Here is a 15,457-nt window from a genome sequence, read left to right on the forward strand (position 1 = left end):
GAAGCGACCGGCGGAGACGCATGGCTCGTCCATCGGTCGAGCCCCTTGGACAGCAGACTTCCGGACGCGGCAGCATATCGCATTCTTCCGCTCGTGCGGCCGGCGCCTGCGTCATACCTGATCGGGGGATCACCGCGCCGATTAGCGAGCTTGGCTAGATCAACCAGCGTGTCTTGATCACAAGCATCCAGAGTCCTTAGGAGATGCTGAGGATCTGTTCAAGCCGCGCGACCTCGCCTCGCAACATCTCGATAGCCACGTCCCGGTTTTCCGAAATATTCCAAGAAGTGTGGACCGGCCCTCCAGCGTGAGATGAGCTGGACAATCCTCCTGCCTTGGCACTTCGCAAATCCCACCAGGTTCGGAACATCCGACGATAGAGTTCGGTTACCTCCCGTCCCCTGTCCAGAACTCCGGCTTTCTGAGCATGCAGCAATTCCTGCTCATATCCGAGGTCTAGCAACAGCTCGGCACCGACCAGATCGGTCACGGTTTGCATCTCTTCGACGCTCAATTGAGATTGCCATGATTTGACAGAGCTTTCGTCGATGGCGTTTCGTTCCAGGATTTTTCGATCCCCAAAGCTGCTGGATTGAAGATAATCTGCTCGTCCCATGCTCGCCGATGCGACGCCTCCTGGATCACAGCCGAGCCCTGCCAGTAGACGCTGGATTTCCTCGTCCGGATGCGCCACGAGCAGCTCGTATCGCACCAAATGAGTCTGCCGGCGAGTACGTTGCGCGGCGAGCCTAGGCAGACCCAAAACCAAATCGGCGAGTGAAGATATTATGCCATCAGGCAGACGGAGCATGAGGTCAGCGAGACTGGATACGCTGACCGGCCGCTAGCTTTCTGCCCGCAGTGGGATGCCCCATGTCGATTTCAGTGAAGCGGCGATGGCGTAGGGATTGCGCATCAAGAGGATGTGTGGTGCTTCTGGGTACACGGATTCAACAAAGTCAAGGACCGTCCAATAGCGTGGTGTCTTGTCTATGATGATGCGCTTGCCCGCTTCTGCCATATACTGATTGTATGCTGCGTCTGTAAAAGCGCGGCTAACGATCTTGCGATCTATCCGTCCCAGGAATTCGGAGGTTGCGGCCTCGATCAGTGAGCTGCCCGCCGGATGGCGCCGATCCACCTTGCCAAATGCTTCAAGCGCCAGCATCAACCAGGGTTCAGGCGGAGCCACAATGTCCGGATGGAGCTGCAGCAAATGTGCCAGGAGTGTCGTCCCGGATCGTGGAAGGCCGAGCAGAAAGCACACCTCAGGTGAACGATCAAGACGTCCGCTCATCGTTCAGACACTCGTGCTTGGCAAGCGCCCCCTGTGAGCTCGATTGGGCCAAACAAAGCCAGCCGGCGGATCACATGAGGATAACCGCTTGCGTGCAAAGAGTCGAAACGACACAGATTCTGTCTGCCACTCATGACCTGAGACCCGTTCAGTTCGATTGGGTGGGATCACGGAAGGATAACTGCAATTGCTTCCCCGGTTGCTCGACCCAATAATACGAAATGAAGCAACAGCTCAATTGCACGAAGATTGACTGCGGATATGGGAAGGTTGAAAAGAACTATACCGACGTTTGCCGAAGACCGCGCGCGGCATGGAAGATAGCTACCTTTAGTCAGAAGATGCATGCGCTGGGGCCATTGAAGAGGTAAATGCGACATGCACCTCGCTGAGGCTCGGCATACTCCAATCAATTTCGGCATATGAGCGCAGTGCTGCAAAGACGCAGACCATTTCGTGGACATCACACCTGGCAGGACAGCAGCAATCTTCTCAACGCGGCAGCGATCCAGACTCAGAGCGCCGCCGTTGGTCGGTCAACACACTGGATTATAGGTCCGGCAAGCTTGTTTTACACAAGCCCATTCGTCCAAACTGTAAGAGGTATTTAGGTTAGCGGACCTCGCAACGCTGCTCCTCCCTGCCCGGCGCCAAGGAGTGTTAGATTGTTAGTGTTAGATTGATGGACCTCCACAAGATTACCCGATCAGCAAAGCGCGCTTGGCCGCACCTCTAGTGACGGAGGCAGATTGTTCGGCCGTTCATGTGGGAGATCCTTGACAGGGCTATAGCCGAGACGGTGTCTTTACTGCCGATATGGGATGGCGAGTGGTCACAACAACTGAGATCACTTCTAAGAAAGTCCATCAATGAGAGGATGCTCGAGCCCCCCACCGCGACATTGAAACACCATCCAAAAAATCCTCTCAGCGCGGATCGGTAAAACTAATTTGCGCCAAAATTTCCATGGGTGAGGGCGGCCTGCGAGCCGCCCTGCCGCGCCAGTACCAGCGCTGCCCAAAGCTACCGCTGATGTCCGAGTCCAATTCCAAGATTTAAGGCCTTCTGGCGGAGAGCACCGACGCTGCGTTTCGTCATCTTTGCTATTTTTATGACCGGGGTTCGGGCCTTCGAATGAACTTTGAGCTCCTTGATATCTGCCTTGGTCCATTCGCGCCGCTTAACGCGTTTCTTGGTTGCTTTCTTCACGATTAATGCTCCTTTTGAGAGGAGCGGCTTGTAACATGGTTTTCGAGGCGCGACGACCGCAAAAAACAGGCAATATCATAGGAAGTCGCGCCAGGGTATAAGCTCGGTCACGTCTTACGAGCGAGGCGTCTCGACTGGTGCAGCTGTGGAATTGTAAACTTCATACAAACCTCGCGCTCTAAGACCCATCACAACCACAGTGTTCTAAATTGAACTTCGCGATCTGGTCGAAGTACATATTGGTTTACGTAGGCTCCATCGCTTGCCGTGGGGCGCTTTCTGCGCGCGTTCGTTCCCAGCTGCGAAGTCAGAGAGGCGGCTGCCCAGCTTTCAGCTCTTGCGCGACCTCCCGCTCAACCTCCGCCTGCATAGTACCCCGATCTAATTGTGCGAGCGTCTCGAGCTGATCCCTTCCCTCCTCGGTGATAATCCAGCCCGGCCTTCCGCTCGATCAGCCTTTGGCCCAAAATATCGAGTGGGGGCGCGCGGCTTCCGAAGCGCTTCATACGAGCCGGCAACTCCGGGCCGCTGCCATAATAGATAGCCAAATGCTGCTCAACGACTTCGATGCTCGCCTAACCGTGCGGCTGGCCGGCAATTAGCTTCAGCATAGACAGGTGAAAACTCAGACGCACGCCATTGAGTCAAGGAAAAGCCGCATAATGCTTATTTTGAGGCAAGCTCCAGAGCAGCGCGCCGCTTTTCAAGAGAAAGATTCTCCTGAAGCCTAATGCAGGACACCCGCCTGCCGTCGCCGCGGTAAGCAACGCTTTCGAGACGGCATCGGCGAGGTCCTGCCAGAATGTTCCGAAGGACGGTTCAGCACTAGATAGCTGCGTGACTAGGAGTTTGACGAGGTCTCAACTGCCGCCTTCGACCGATTTGAGATCAAACGACGCCGGTGGTAACCACGCTGTTGTACGTCCTGACGAATGACGTCGCTCACGGAACGAACCGCCCGCTTCCTTCGCTTCCAATTGCCGTCCAGTCCCGGGGGGATCGCAAAGCCTCTCGGAACGACCAAAAGATCGTGTCTTCGGTTCAAATAAATGTCGAACATGTGGTGTCTCTTCTGACGCGAGCGTAGATCGGCTGTTCATCGATTTGGTGATATCGAAGCAACAGTCTCCTTTAAAGTCACTGGACGAACAAATGACATTCAATTGCTCCCGTCCTGATACGTGAAGACCCTCACGGGCACGATCGCGCCGCAAGATGTGAGCCCGTTCGCGTCCCAACTTACGGTCCACTGGAGGACACTCGACGATCGTCGACCTCAAACGCGGCGGAGAGTACATGATAACTGGCTCAGCCACTTTGCGGCGCTGGGGAGCATACGCCCTAATTTTGAATTCTGGCAACTAGGTGATCCAGCATAAGCTTGACCAGTCCTGGCGAGCACACCTTCGCCAGCTATCAGGCTCCAAAGCAGCGACTGTACGATCGTTGCTTTGGAAGCAGACGATTACGTATATCGTCGGTGCTAGTTGAGGTAATCCTCCGGGCCGCCTTCGCGGACCGTGTCGAGAGTAAAGCAATGGAACCCCCCGCCAAAAATCCGCCTATGGCGGTGCCGAACCGGGACTACCTGAAAGCGATTGTGTTCGAGGATCCGCGCCAGTTCTGGGCAGGCGTCGTTGACTAAAACGACGTCAGGAGCGACCGAAAGGACGTTGATATCTATGTAAAGACTGGACAACAGAAGGTCGTCATCGTCGTAAGTTGGGAAATTATTTTTGAGTGGTTCGGGCGCCACTATCATGTCCCATTTGCGCATTGCTTTTGGCAAATAGTCGGCCACCTCGCGAGATCGCACGAGCAGCCGCCCAGGTGCAAGCGCTATGACCATGCTATCGATATGGCTATCGCTCAACTTGTAGGCACGGTGGATCCGAGATCTTCCCTCCAAATGGCGCTCTAGCCAATCACATGCCATCGCGTGATTCGCGGTGGCGATATTTACGACGAGGTCGCGTCCCAGGCGCAAACACTGCGCACCATCCCACATCATCTCCAGGCCAACGTCATAGGGATGCGTTCCGGGATTTGAAATCGGTTCCGTTGGGCCACCGGTCGTTGATAGGACGTAGGAACGGTCGAATGACCGGTCGGTCATCAACGGGCGCGGCATCACTGACCATCGCGCGCCTTGGTCGAAATAGGACGCGAAGATTGGTTTGAGAAATTGTGTCTCGAAGTATCGTGAGCGGAGCATAGGAGGGGTCTCGATCACTTCGTCTCCAACCACCAAAGCTATGTCGCGGACATTGAGCGGCGGCACGACTGCCGCCGACCAGGCAAGGGTGCGAACCTCCACGCTGGAGGCATCGAGGGTCATCGGTCGATGTACGGTCACGTTAAGCGCCCGCAACGTGTTCACGATTCCTTCGACGTCCTCGTTCAATTCGTCCAGGTAGCGGTCCTTGATCCGATGGCGGACCCGTGCGCCAGCTTCCGTACCTGCTACCGCAGACGAGAGACGCGGATAATACCACTCCGAGCGGACCTTAAGATTGTCAAAAAAGAATAGATCGAAAGAGAGTTCGCGATCGTGAGCCGCATAATTAGTGGCCGTACCCACTATGACTTCCTTCAATCTCGACCACTCGTCGTACGAATTTAAGGCCACGCTTACCTCCTAGCAGCGCGATCTTCCGCTCTCTGCTTTTCCGAGATCCCGCTTGGGTCGATAGGTCAGATGCGCGCTACGCTATTGCCGGATACGTGCTCTATACCACCAATTCAACCTATCTGACTTGGGAGGCTCGCCACGGGGCGATGGCGTATTGGCCGTCCCTTCAGGATTCCAACACGACTGCCGACGTCGTGCCGTTTCTATAAGTGGAACGTGTGCTACAGTAAGGCTACCGCACGAAATGGCAGCGGGCGGAAGTAAGCTTGATCCGGAGCGGCGCCGCCAAGGTTCAAAGGGAACGCTGGCCATTGTAAAAAGCGAGGTACGTCCGATCGAGACGCCGGCGTCGGACGCACGTGCCGTAGGCATGCTCGACGACCACGATGTCGCGCCCGGCGCCCAAGCTGTCTACGCTGAAGGCGATGCCATGACTGGCGAGCACAAACGTCGCGGGCGAAAACTACGAGACTTAGTCGGTGTTGAAGACTCAAGCTTCCGTGGAACAAATCGGGAAGTACAACGCCCTTTGCTCATTCAGGAGAGCTCGTCCTTGCGGGATGCTCAAAAGGCTGATGTGGACGGATTAGCTCATGCAGGCGGGGTTCGAAGCTCCAACACATCGGCGAAGATTGTCCAATCGCGGACTCTCTTTTGCCTGCAGAAATCGGTCTCCGCCTGCTGTGCAGCAGCACTCAGCGAGGCGGCATCGACCTTGAATGCTGCCTGGCATGCACGATGCTCACCGCCGGTATCGTCGCAGACGGTCTTAATAAACCGAACGTTAAATGAAGGCATGACCCTCTCTTCCTGTTCGCTCATCCACTATCTGCCATTCGCCCTTAGAGTATTTGATTTGCCTCAAGCAGCATCCCGAGAGCTCTGTCCGCTCCTCCGAAGACAGGTCGTATAGCAGCGCGGCGCCAGCCTCCTGTTGTCGCGAAGAACCGCGATCGCTTGCCGGCTCATCGCGGCCGGATTTCTATATGCGCCGACGGGCTGCTATACGCGCAAGCGATCGCGGGGCAATGCGCATCCCGAACCTGCATCCGACGGTCCACTTGCCGGCGCGACAGCAGAGCCGATCATCAGGCTTGTCGTCGATGAGCCCGGTCCAGGACCTCAGTGCCAAAGCTTAAGGGTGGGATCAGCGCCGGCAAAGCTACCGACAATGAAAGGCGGAACATCGATCGACGATTCGGGTGGACGGAGCAATGAGGAAAATGCCGTCGTAGCCCGTGGGCGTGAGTTGCGCCTCAAATCAACATGCTGGGCGTTGCAGAGAAACGCGAGGCGCTGGCGGAAGCGCGAGTTCGGACATGTCGACTGTCAACGCGGGCGTCTGCGGCTCGTTGTGTCCGTTCGAGCTCGACCAATCCCGAACGGGCACGCACCACTTTTTGACCCGCATCAACGCTACGGCGGCTGCGTCCTGATAGAAGTATCTTCCAGTAAGGTCAGACGCATGGCAGACAGAAAGATTTGACGCCCATGATGCTTTCATGTCCGGGTACCAGCGACCGTTTTTTAGGACTGCTGCCGGGCGCAGCCGAGCCGCGGGCCAATGACCTGCACATGATAGGTTGCGCCGCTCGCGACGGCGTCTACTTTATCGGCCTGCGGACCGGCCCGACTATGGGCTCCGAGCGGAGCTACGCTCATCCTAATGCTGTTAAGCGAATCCGAGGTCTTTGCGCTCTCGCTGGATGGGCTGCGCGGCGCGCGCGAGGGCGCGGCCGAGCTCACCCACACACCCAGCAGGATGACGCCGCAGGACAGGGAATGTCTCACCAATAAGGGACGTGACATGACAGAAAGCCGGACCATTTACCCCGCCGCGGGCCAGATTGCTGGAGCTGCAGTCCAGTTTAGCTTGTGCGGTACAGCTACAAATACCAACAACCGAGTTCTTGAGCTGATCAGATCGATTCGACGGAAGCTCGGGCGTTCTTTCGTGGCGGAAGTCAAAATGTTTCAGTTCGCGAGCGGATCGTGTTCTGTTCACAACAGCGCATGGCCGATTAGCCCTATCGCCGCGGCTAACGCGATCGACACCCCGGGCCGTCCGCGCGATATCGGGCCGAGCCTGTCCGCGCGGAACCCAAGTAACGTGCGTAGTCTTCACAAGGTTATCTGAATTTGTCAGCCCGCAGCAATGAACACCGACCAGGATCCAATGGCGATCTGATCTGGGAGCGGCTCGAAACGGTGCCGCCACACGATCAGGATCTGGAGATTGCCGTGATCGAGGGTAATTCGATTCACCGGGTTGTCTTTCCTTGCCGTCGGGTCTTCGGCGGATGGATCAACGCGAATACCGGAAAGCACGTCGCCGTGCAGCCAACGCATTGGCGTATCTGGCCGCGATAGCGGCGCTATCCTGCAAAATGGACTGGCGTGAGTTGGGCGGGGACCGCCCTGCCGTGCGCTCTTCGGAAACTATGCAGCGTCGATCGAATGAGCGAGCCTGACGGGAATCATCTCCGAGCAGACCGAAGCGTGGTGGGTGCCTTGCTTTCAGTCAAGCATGACTTTTCTCGTTGCTGTCGCAACCGTTGCCATCGTGCTCAGGAGCGACAAACGTCGGTGTAGATTTTTAACTCTCAGGCTGTACGGTCGCATACCACCGCATAATTTAGCTGCGATAAACTCGTGCTTTATAATAGGCGCAGATCCTTTGGCGAATGTTGTCGCCTTGATCGAACCATCAGCTATTCTCCCTCGGCCGACGAAAGTAGCGCGACGCGTCACCGTCGTTCCTCCGACCCTGCACCTTCCCCGGTCCACGAAATGGACCGGACATTCTTGTTGGCGCCAGGGCTTGCCTCGACATTGTGGAAAGCGCAAATGGCCACAAGCGAATTAGCTTTGGCGAGAACAGACCCGGGCTCGGGATCAATGGTTTTGCGGATAGGCTGCAGCGCGCAGTTCGCGAGCGGCAGCGACCATGTTGGTTAGCGCAGGCCGAACCTCCTCCCATTTACGCGTTTTTAGGCCGCAGTCCGGATTGACCCAAAGCTGCGAATCCCGCAAACGCGTCCGAGCTAGCACCATCAGCTGCTTCATTTCGCCCGCCTCGGGAACGCGTGGAGAGTGGATGTCGTACACGCCAGGTCCGATTTGATTTGGATATTCGTACTTCTTGAATGCATCCAGTAGCTCCATTTTCGAGCGGGACGACTCGATCGAAATGACATCCGCATCCATTGCAGCGATCGCAGCGATGATATCGTTAAACTCAGAGTAGCACATATGTGTATGGATTTGCGTTTGATTGGCAACTCCCGATGAGCAGATGCGGAAGCAATCTCCGGCCCAATCGAGATATGCCTTCCAGTCCGATCGGCGCAATGGCAATCCTTCGCGGAGTGCAGCTTCGTCGATCTGGATCATGGCCGCACCGGCATTCTCGAGATCCCGGACTTCGTCGCGGATCGCGAGCGCAAGCTGACGGCAGACCTCGCTTCTAGGAATATCATCGCGAACAAACGACCAGTTCAGGATCGTCACCGGTCCGGTCAACATCGCTTTCATCGGCTTACTGGTTAGTGATTGCGCGTAGCGCCACCATTCCACGGTGATCGGCTTCGACCGTACTACGTCCCCAAACAGGATCGGGGGCCTGACGCAGCGCGAACCATAGGACTGTACCCATCCATTCCTGGTAAATGCGAAGCCGGCGAGTTGCTCGCTAAAGTACTGCACCATGTCATTACGCTCGAATTCGCCGTGCACGAGGACGTCAAGACCGATGTCTTCCTGCCAACGTACGGCGCGGGCTATCTCCTCCTTGAGGAACCTGTCGTATTGTTCGTCGCTCATCGCACCTCGCGCATGCGCCGCACGAGCATTTCGGACCTCTGTGGTCTGTGGAAACGATCCGATCGTCGTGGTAGGAAAATCTGGTAGTCCAAAGCGTTTCCTTTGGATCTCGGAACGGCGGGCAAATGGGCTGGCGCGCCGGCGCATCGTCTGGTCGATCGTCCTCATCCGGACAGCGACATTGGCATCATGGATCTTCGGCGAAGTCCGGCGGGCAGTCACAGCGCGTTCCGAATCGGCAAGAGCTAGCCCAACATTCTGGTCGCCTGCGAGTACCCGCCCCAGGATCGCAAGCTCACGCATCTTCTGAACCGAGAAAGCAAGCCAGCTCTTGACCTCGGACGTAAGCCCGGTCTCGAGTTCAACATCGACCGGCACGTGAAGCAGCGAGCAGGATGGAGCGAGCTGCACACGGTGCCTGCCGAGCTTCGCAATCGCTGGATCCAGCCGCTGACGGAGCGACGACAAGTTCGAGCGCCATATGTTCCGGCCGTCGATCACACCGAGCGACATGATGAGATCTCTTCGGCCCTCAGCAATGATTTGATCCAATAGCTCTGGCGCTCGAACAAGATCGAGGTGCAGACCGGAAACTCGCAGGTTCAAGGCAGTATTTAGATTGTCGCCTAGCGCGCCGAAATAGCTGGCAACCATGATCTTGATGGCCGGTCCCTCCTTTGCGAACCGGTTATAGGCATGTAGCAAAGATTTTCGCGCCGCCTCATCGAGATCAAGGGCCAGGCAGGGCTCGTCAAGCTGAACCCAACTAGCCCCTCGTTCGGCCAATTCATGCAGAACGTCGATATAGACCGGTATCAGATCATCCAAAAGGGAGAGGGGCTGGAACGCGCTATCGGCACTCTTGCCGAGCTTCAAGAATGTGACCGGCCCGATCAGGACCGGGCGGGTCTGAAAGCCAAGAGCCTTTGCTTCCTCGTACTCTTCAATGGGTTTGCGAGAGCACAGTCTGAACGCTTGTCCCCTGTAGAACTCGGGAGTCATGTAGTGGTAGTTGGTGTCGAACCACTTGGTCATTCCCTGCGCGGGTGCGCCAGATCCCCGTGGGCTCTGACCGCAACTCGCATCCTGGTCGTCGCATTGTGATCCGCGGGCCATGGCGAAGTACGTCTTGAGCGAAACGGATTCTCCTTTCGAGGCGTAGATCTCCGGGATGGCCCCAACCATGACACTTGTATCGAGCACCTGATCATACAGCGAGAAGTCGTTCGACGGAATGATAGTGACGCCGAGAGATTTCTGACGAGCCCAGTTCGCTGCGCGCAGGCCGGATGCGTCCTCGTGCAACTGCTGTTCGCTGATCTTTCCGGCCCAGTAGCTTTCGAGAGCGAGTTTGAGCTCACGCCTTGGACCGATGCGTGGCGTTCCGAGCGTAGCGATTGGAAGAGAGCGAAGAGACATAGCATCAACCCCTGTTGGGGACAGAGGCCATGGCGGACGCAGGCAGGGGAGTCGCGCGTGCGACGGCTGCTTGGCGCACCACCGAGACACCCCGCCCGTGGACCAATATTTTGTCGGGGCAGGTCTCCTGGCTTGCTGGTCATCGCTGCTGTCCGGCCTTCCCGAAGCCTTGGAGGCTTCAGTGACATCGTTGGACAGCGGCTCGCCGCTTACAGTTGCGGGGGCAGCGCCGGCATTCGCACCGGCTTCCCTCTTAGCTCCGGATTAAATGGGCACCGGAGAACCTCGACGGCCGTGGATTATCGGCAGGAGAACTCTTCCGTCAACCTCTCAGATTGTGTGCCAAGCCAATCTGCGACATTTGCTAGGCGAATGAGCGTGCATGTGTATGATTCACCACCATCTAGAGACATTCTCCAATCAGAGATGCAGTAATCAGACATGTCTTTGTCAGATGTCTCAATGAGCATCGGAGGTGCGTCGAGGCGATGCGGCGCGCCAGACCGATGAAAGGGACAGAAGCAGCTTGCCGGCGGGGAGTACCGCTGTTTCGCGCAGAATACTGGCGATGCGGCTTCCGATTTCCAGAGGCTCGCCCAGCACCTCCGTTGGCCAGCTGTTTTCGGACTAAAGGATCTACATCGAATAGGCCAAGGCACAAGGATACAACAGCTGCGGCGGATACACTGAATGAAGACATCGAAACGGGCGCAGGTCGGAAAGTCGACAAGAGGGACACAGAAATCGTGGAAATTTCTGTCTATTGCCTGGCACGAAGAATGCAATCGCTCGGCATGCCCAATCTCCTCCTGCTGGGCATGTCCAGCTCAGCCAATTGACGCTGTCGCTGGCGAGGGAAGTCAGCGGCGCGTGACATAGAGGGGAGCGCCTGCTGGCGCGGGAGAGCGGTGCCCCCTAGCATCTCGGGACATTTCTTGCGCTCGCTCATAGCAGGTTCAAGGTTGCCCGCTTTGAAAGATGTCTGGATGAAACGCGATAGGCTGAGGGTTATGAAGAGAATGTCTGGAAGAGCAGCGCCATGGCTTTGCCTGGGCGGATTTCTAATCTGCCTCGCCTGGCCGGCTGCCATGAGCACCAATATTCGCGCCAGCGACAGCCCCATTGTCGAACGACTCAAGTCAACTTGGCGAGCGCAAAATGGTGAGACGATCGAACAAATCATCTCCAATGTTTCGATGGTGGCCCAGTTCGTCCCTCAAATGTGGGGCGTTGTTGAACTTGGCCAAAACGACTTTGTTTTCGTTTCGTGGACCAGGCACCGGGACAACAAATCGGACGAACAGTACGTTATCGCCTGGAAAGTCGCGCCCGACGGTACGATTGAACTCGCCTCAACGTATGCGAAGCCGATGGAGTTGGGCTGGCGCGCCCTGGCGCTCTCGTTGATCGCCACTGAAGTCGCAGATGGCGAACGGGGCGCAAATCTTAACTTTCTGCATGATCCGACCAACTTCAACTTTGTGAGTACGCCGCAAGGCCAGCTCGGCGATCTTCTGCGGCACGGCCGCTGCACTATCATCGATCCTGTTGGAGTGGACTACCTACCGAAGCGGAATGACAAGCCGACCGAGAAAGGTGATATGTGGCGCATTCTGCTCGTGGTGAACTGTAGTATCCAAGGACCACGTTATTTTACACACAATGGGGTCATCTCCTTCGAGAAGAGCGAAGGACCTGATTGGGAGCCACAATCCTCCTTTGCCAAGCGCATCGCGAAATTCCCTCCTGGCTCCTGGTTCCAACCTACCGAGCCAAAGGAAGAGGAAGACTTAGGAGAGCAGAGGCCTTAGTAAACCATCTTGCAGCGCAATATCGCGCCGCAGCCCGTCCATGGCCGGGCGCGTCGGAGCCTACTGCAGACATACCCGCTCTGTTGTTTAGGGCTCCGCAACCGTAAGCATATCGGCTCGAGGCGGCACCAAGGGCCCAGTGCTGAGACGAAAGCGACGAGGAAGTTACCGCGAACGGGGCAGCGATAGCGACCCTGGCATACCCGCTGAGCGCCTGCCCATTTCCGAGTGCGCAGGGCGGGAAGCTCCGGGGCGGTACGCGAGAACGTGGAGGACCAGACTGGCTCGGCCGCTAGCTTTCCTCGCACTCATTCGTCTGCACGCATAGATCCGGATTCGAAGCATGGGAAAGCGCGTCTTCAGCTCTGCTCCATCCGTCCTGGCACCGTCTCTGATTGCGAATTCGGCTCTGAGTCGGCCATCCAGTTCAAGCGCGCAACAAAAGACCGGTACTTCCCGAACGGCCGCGACCATGTCATTCCAATAGTGCAGCGAGGTGCTTAAGTATGATGCGCAGCCTGAGTCGGCAGCCGCACCGAAGCTATCCGCCCCGAGTGCGGTGATGCGCAACGCGTATTGTAGACTCAAGCCTCGCACTGAATTGCACCAGGATGGTACTCGCGATTGTCCGAACACGTGGGCCGCCTCCCCTTCTCCGGCGCGTCTACGGCAAAGCCGGGCCTCAATATCGCAGCCTTTACAATTTGTGGAGCAAACGCACGCTAATGCCAGCGCTCCTGGGTATGCACGTTGAGATCGCGGGGAACGTCCCTACCAAAGAGCGGCCGCCCGTCGCGCGGCCTCAGTCATAAATGATTCAGTCCTTGTACAAACGTTTGGGAGCTAGCGCTTAACGGAATACGGCGCAGCGCGGAGGAGCCAAAAGCCCCAATGCGATTGCCATCAGCGATCATCTGGTCGGGCGTAAGAAGGGACCGGATTTGTGCGGTTTGCTCAAACAAGAACGGTTCATTTGTGCGGCGAGCGTTGAGGCTCGCACTCCATTGCGTCCTTTTTCTAAAATCCGTCAGAGCGATTCAGACCAGAACCTTCTTGAACATCTTTTTTCTGTTAAGACTTAGGGCGAACTTCATTGTCCTAGTCGGGAGGGTCGGCAGCGTCCAGTTTGCCGATCGAAGTCGTCACCAACTACAGCAAGGTTGCTCCTCCACGCCTGACTGGACCGCGAGCGCCAACGCTTCATAGCTGGCAACTTTTTGCAAAGACAACATTCCGAGGCTCGGGTTTGTCCATCAGCGCGAGTTCGTCAGGGTCCGACGCCCATCTTCTTCTCAGGTCGAGAGCGTACAGTGCGCTCCCAGTGAGAGAGCCGTCGATGCTCGAAGAATAACGCCGCACGCAATGCGGAAGAAATCTCTTGATCCTTACGCAGCGTCAGGTCGTAGCTTCGCGAAGCTCTCATAAAGCACGTCGAAAAAGCCAGCGGGATAGCGGATATCATTCGGTCGGCAGTCGAATGTATCGGCACCGTATCGTGCGTGAACATGGATCAGGAGCGAAAGGTTATTCTCGGGATGACGCACCGCGGAATCATATGCGCATTGCTCGCTCTCATCACATCTCCGGTCTGCGCCGCGACACTCAGCGGTGTTCCGCGCATCCTCGACGGCAATACTATCGAGATCGAGCACACCAACGTTCGGCTCTCAGGTATCGGAGCTCCTGAGACGGACCAGATTTGCCTCGACGCCCAGGGCCGGAGATGGGCCTGCGGCGTAGCTGCTCGCGACGAGCTCATCAAGCATTCGAATGGGCGAACCTGGGATTGTCACACCCAAAGAGCCGACGAGTACAGGCGAGCCCTCGGCAGCTGTTTCATCGAAGGTGAGAATGTGAACGCCTGGATGGTACGCTCCGGCTGGGCACTATCGGCTGGTGCATCTCGCCATACCTACTCTGTCTATGAGTTGGTGGCGAGCACAGCCCATGCGGGGCTGTGGTCGGGGGCGTTCATCGCGCCCTGGGACTGGCCTCGCCGCAATAGGGGCACGATTATCGTCGGCGCGACGTTGGTTCCGATCGACGCTCAGGAAGTCCTTCTCGGATCCGATCTGCTATCGGAACCGCCGTCCCCCGAGTGCCTGATAAAAGGCATTCACGAGCGCAGCGGCGAGCGCATTTATCACCTGCCAGGGCAACCTAGTTACGACCAAATCGACATGACGAAGAGGCGCGGCGAACGCTGGCTCTGTAGCGAAGCGGAAGCCGAAGCCACCGGGTGGCGTAAGGCCGTGCGATGAGGCGACACATGCATGCAGCCAATACTCCAAACATGTACCATTTAACCAAGATAGCGCGTTCGCGCCGGTCGCTGTTGGTGTTCGCGGCTTTGGCAGTTTCCCTGCGGTTCGGCAATGGCATTGTCGATGCGAAGGAAGCAAAAGGCCCGCCCAAGCCAGACAACCTGCTGGCGCCAGATGCTGCCCTGAAGCGGCTGCTGAGGGGGAACGATCGCTTTGTCCAGGGCGCATCACGAGTCGACGATTTCAGGCGCGAGCGTCCGGTCTTAGTTGAGGGCCAAAATCCATATGCGGCGGTTCTGAGCTGCGCCGACTCTCGCGTGGCGCCCGAACTTGTCTTCGACAGCGGACTAGGTGATCTATTTGTCTGCCGCGTCGCCGGAAACTTCGCTAATGATGATACGCTCGCCAGTATGGAATATGCGGTCGCAGTACTGAACACGCCGCTGATTCTTGTACTCGGCCACGATCATTGCGGTGCGATCGACGCCACGATCAAGTCTCTCCATCAAGATAAGCCGCCGCCGGGGCACATTTCATCCCTGGTCACCGCACTTGCTCCTGCAGTGAAGGCATCTCTACAGCAAGCCGGCGACACATTTGCTCACGCAACCCGACAAAATGTGATCGATAATGTCAACAAACTTAAATCGACGGGCCCTATTCTGAACGCCGCACTCGAGCAGAACCGACTGAAGGTCGTCGGGGGCCTGTATCGGATCGACACCGGCAAGGTCGATATTGTGAGCTGACGCTTGCACCTTCACACCCGCGGCAAATCATCTGCCGTCTGATGCAGAACTTCTCTTCTCCGCTGCTGTGTTGGTCCATCGTCTGCAACACATGCGCCGGATACCATCCGCTCAACAATATTCATGGCTTCGGGAAGCCCTTCGGTATGCGTGGCCTCGTAATTCTGCTCTTGTTCTACGCACTCATGTTGGCAACGCGCGGCCAGCATCCAGAAACGCACATTGCGCGTCCGACGGCATTCATGCCTCGAGAT

11 protein-coding genes and 1 riboswitch are annotated in these 15,457 nt (G+C 56.9%); of the genes, 4 read left to right on the forward strand and 7 right to left on the reverse strand.

Annotation, left to right across the window (positions count from 1 at the left end; all coding sequences use genetic code 11):
* Positions 1-196 precede the first annotated feature (196 nt).
* The 5 genes from ACM42_RS01830 to ACM42_RS01850 all read right to left on the reverse strand — a co-directional run bounded on the left by ACM42_RS01830 (position 197) and on the right by ACM42_RS01850 (position 5,960).
* Positions 197-694 carry a NoeE-like protein gene (locus ACM42_RS01830; RefSeq protein WP_271526422.1) on the reverse strand — a complete coding sequence of 166 codons (498 nt, stop codon included), beginning with the start codon at positions 692-694 and terminating at the stop codon, positions 197-199.
* Between the two features lie 150 nt (positions 695-844).
* Positions 845-1,297: a sulfotransferase family protein gene (locus ACM42_RS01835; RefSeq protein ID WP_271526423.1), complete on the reverse strand. Its 453-nt coding sequence runs from the start codon at positions 1,295-1,297 to the stop codon at positions 845-847.
* Positions 1,298-2,320: 1,023 nt separating this feature from the next.
* Positions 2,321-2,506, reverse strand: a complete 186-nt coding sequence (locus ACM42_RS01840) for a hypothetical protein (protein ID WP_076829490.1) — start codon at positions 2,504-2,506, stop codon at positions 2,321-2,323.
* A gap of 1,483 nt (positions 2,507-3,989) precedes the next feature.
* Entirely contained in the window at positions 3,990-5,087 is a 1,098-nt protein-coding gene (locus ACM42_RS01845; RefSeq protein WP_271526424.1) for a hypothetical protein, read from the reverse strand.
* A 642-nt stretch (positions 5,088-5,729) separates the two neighbouring features.
* Positions 5,730-5,960 carry a hypothetical protein gene (locus tag ACM42_RS01850; protein ID WP_271526425.1) on the reverse strand — a complete coding sequence of 77 codons (231 nt, stop codon included), beginning with the start codon at positions 5,958-5,960 and terminating at the stop codon, positions 5,730-5,732.
* An 844-nt stretch (positions 5,961-6,804) separates the two neighbouring features.
* Here ACM42_RS01850 and ACM42_RS01855 point away from each other — a divergent pair.
* Positions 6,805-7,275 carry a hypothetical protein gene (locus tag ACM42_RS01855; RefSeq protein WP_271526426.1) on the forward strand — a complete coding sequence of 157 codons (471 nt, stop codon included), beginning with the start codon at positions 6,805-6,807 and terminating at the stop codon, positions 7,273-7,275.
* A 5-nt stretch (positions 7,276-7,280) separates the two neighbouring features.
* On the opposite strand, the gene ACM42_RS01860 is transcribed toward ACM42_RS01855, so the two are convergent.
* Both ACM42_RS01860 and metE read right to left on the reverse strand, forming a co-directional pair.
* Positions 7,281-7,487, reverse strand: a complete 207-nt coding sequence (locus tag ACM42_RS01860) for a hypothetical protein (RefSeq protein WP_164937386.1) — start codon at positions 7,485-7,487, stop codon at positions 7,281-7,283.
* 546 nt (positions 7,488-8,033) lie between these two features.
* Positions 8,034-10,379: a 5-methyltetrahydropteroyltriglutamate--homocysteine S-methyltransferase gene (gene metE / locus ACM42_RS01865; protein WP_271526427.1), complete on the reverse strand. Its 2,346-nt coding sequence runs from the start codon at positions 10,377-10,379 to the stop codon at positions 8,034-8,036.
* Positions 10,380-10,479: 100 nt separating this feature from the next.
* Positions 10,480-10,682, reverse strand: a riboswitch (cobalamin riboswitch).
* A 785-nt stretch (positions 10,683-11,467) separates the two neighbouring features.
* On the opposite strand from metE, the gene ACM42_RS01870 reads away from it, so the two are divergent.
* From ACM42_RS01870 to ACM42_RS01880, 3 genes are all read left to right on the forward strand, one after another.
* A complete protein-coding gene (locus ACM42_RS01870; RefSeq protein ID WP_271526428.1) occupies positions 11,468-12,190 on the forward strand; it encodes a nodulate formation efficiency C protein in 723 nt (240 codons plus the stop codon).
* A gap of 1,505 nt (positions 12,191-13,695) precedes the next feature.
* On the forward strand, positions 13,696-14,451 hold the full coding sequence (locus tag ACM42_RS01875) for a thermonuclease family protein (protein ID WP_271526429.1): 756 nt from the start codon (positions 13,696-13,698) through the stop codon (positions 14,449-14,451).
* Positions 14,452-14,459: 8 nt separating this feature from the next.
* A complete protein-coding gene (locus ACM42_RS01880; protein WP_271526430.1) occupies positions 14,460-15,203 on the forward strand; it encodes a carbonic anhydrase in 744 nt (247 codons plus the stop codon).
* Positions 15,204-15,457: the final 254 nt, after the last annotated feature.

This window comes from Bradyrhizobium sp. CCBAU 25338 (assembly GCF_028128965.1).
GTDB classification, from domain to species: domain Bacteria; phylum Pseudomonadota; class Alphaproteobacteria; order Rhizobiales; family Xanthobacteraceae; genus Bradyrhizobium; species Bradyrhizobium liaoningense.